The following is a 934-nucleotide window of genomic DNA, read 5'->3' as shown; positions in this document are numbered from 1 at the left end:
TTCGTTGAATCTACCTTCATCATATGCAGGTTTTGTTATATCCATTTTGTTTACAGAGATAATCATTTGTTCAATTCCCATAACCTTTGAGAGCCACAAGTGCTCTTTGGTCTGGGCAGCAATACCATCATCTGCAGCGACAACCAGAACTGCAGCATCAGCCTGAGATGTTCCAGTTATCATATTCTTTACGAAATCTCTGTGTCCAGGTGCGTCTATAATTGTGAAATGTTTTGTATCGGTCTTGAACTCTTTGTGAGCAACATCTATTGTTACACCACGTTCTCTTTCTTCCTTCAGATTGTCCATTACATATGCTAGTTCAAAACCAGCTTTTCCACGCTCTTCAGCTTCCTTCCTGTATTTGTCGATCAAGTGCTGTTCAATTGCACCGCCTTCCAGAAGTACTCTACCTACTGTGGTAGATTTACCGTGGTCGACGTGACCGATGAATACTACATTCAAATGTTGTTTTGCAGCCATTGTTGTTTCCCTCCATGGGATGGATGTGTCGGCAGGATAGGGGGTAAATAAAGGATTCCCTCGACAAAACCACTATTTCAGGACCATAATTGAGTTATTTTTCAGTTAGGATTTTCACTTCCTTCTTAGGGAATTTATTATTCTTCCACCAATACCATTCATATGGCTTATTAGATTCACATCTCTATTGGGAACCGGAGCTAGCATAACTTTTCCAGTACCTCTCATGACATTAAGAAATCCTTCACCAGTAGTTGCACTTCCAAACCAACCTTTACTTGCTTTTTCAACTGTAAATTCAAGTGAGGCTTGTCTTGCAACAGCAAAACTTCCATCTACACTCAATGTATCATTCTCTAAATTTATTTCTTGAACAGGCCCGTCAGATTGGTAAATCACAGTTCCACTCCCACTTACAGTGGTTTGAAACATACCCTCCCCTCCCCAGGCA

Annotated in this window: 2 protein-coding genes; both read right to left on the bottom strand. The window is 40.8% G+C overall.

Going from position 1 to position 934, the window contains the following annotated elements; genetic code table 11:
* Positions 1-483 (bottom strand): GTP-binding protein (locus tag QGG57_06850; GenBank protein MDP7007882.1); only part of this gene is annotated, 483 nt, incomplete at its 3' end.
* A gap of 114 nt (positions 484-597) precedes the next feature.
* The coding region (locus QGG57_06845) for an AIM24 family protein (protein MDP7007881.1) at positions 598-934 on the bottom strand (337 nt) is incomplete at its 5' end.

The organism is Candidatus Poseidoniia archaeon (assembly GCA_030748895.1).
Taxonomy (GTDB): domain Archaea; phylum Thermoplasmatota; class Poseidoniia; order MGIII; family CG-Epi1; genus UBA8886.
This window is presented reverse-complemented; position numbering and strand designations above follow the sequence as displayed.